The sequence below is a fragment of the Bradyrhizobium sp. 153 genome (assembly GCF_023073835.1).
GTDB lineage: Bacteria > Pseudomonadota > Alphaproteobacteria > Rhizobiales > Xanthobacteraceae > Bradyrhizobium.
In genome coordinates this window covers 1-1,127 of sequence record NZ_JADPKH010000078.1, presented here as the reverse complement: position 1 = coordinate 1,127, position 1,127 = coordinate 1, and the positions used below count along the sequence as shown (strand labels likewise).

Here is a 1,127-nt window from a genome sequence, read left to right as displayed (position 1 = left end):
CTGGATCAGGTCCGCGGATGCGCCGGGATACACGGTCGTGATGTTGATGACGGTGTTCGACAGCTTCGGATACTGCCGGATCGGCAGCACCATCGCCGCGCGCAGGCCTATCAGCAGGATCAGCAGGCTGACGACGACCGACAGGACCGGTCGCTTGATGAAAATGTCGGTAAAGGCCATCGCGGCGATCTCGATTTCTATGTCTCAAGAAGCGTGATCCGGCCGAGCCGGATCACGCGAATGTTGTAATGGGTCAGTAGCGCGGCGGCTGCGCCGGGATTGCCGGGGCCGGGTCGGTCGAGATCGACACCGGGGCGCCCGATTGCAGCTTGAGCTGGCCGACGGCGACGACTTTGTCGCCCGGCTTCAGACCCTTGACGATCTCGACGCGACCTTCGACCCGATTGCCGGTCTGCACGAAGGTGCGTACCGCAGAGAGACTGGTCTTACCGTCTTCTTCCTTCTTCTCGGTGATCACGAACACCGAGTCGCCGTACAGCGTGTAGTCGACCGCTGTCTCCGGAACGGTGATCACGGCCGGCTTCTCCGGCAGCACCACCGTGGTGGTGACGAACATGCCGGGCTTCAGGATCTTCTCCGGATTGGCGATGGTCGCCTGCACGCGGATGTTGCGGGTATCGGTCGCGATCTGCGGCTCGATCGTGGTGATCTTGCCCTCGAAGGTGCGGCCCGGATAGGCATCCACCCTGAGCCGGACAGTCTGGCCGACCTTCAGGCTGCCAGAGTCCTTTTCCGTCACCGTGAAGTTGGCCCACAGCTCGGACAAGTCGGTCAGCGAGACGATCGCCGTGCCGGCCGTCAGATATTGTCCGACCTCGACCTTGCGCATGCCAAGATCGCCGGAGAACGGCGCGCGGACCAGCTTCTGCGAAATCAGCGCCTCGGTCTTGGCGATGCCGGCCTGCGCCTGGTCGTAGGCAGCCTGAGCCTGATCGACGGTCGCCTGCGGGCCGAACTGGCGCGAGGCCAGCTGCTTGGCGCGGTCGAGCGACAGCTGCGCGACGGTCGCCTGCGCCTTGTAATTGGCGAGATCGCCCTGCTCCGGTGCGTCGAACAGCTGCACCAGCGGCGTGCCGGCTTCGACACGCGTACCGGGCTCGAACTTG

Annotated in this window: 2 protein-coding genes; both read right to left on the bottom strand. The window is 64.2% G+C overall.

Annotated elements, in window-relative coordinates; translation table 11 throughout:
- A partial coding sequence (locus IVA91_RS18720) for an efflux RND transporter permease subunit (protein ID WP_247458317.1) occupies nucleotides 1–180 on the bottom strand: 180 nt, incomplete at its 3' end.
- A 73-nt stretch (nucleotides 181–253) separates the two neighbouring features.
- Nucleotides 254–1,127 (bottom strand): efflux RND transporter periplasmic adaptor subunit (locus IVA91_RS18715; protein WP_247459051.1); only part of this gene is annotated, 874 nt, incomplete at its 5' end.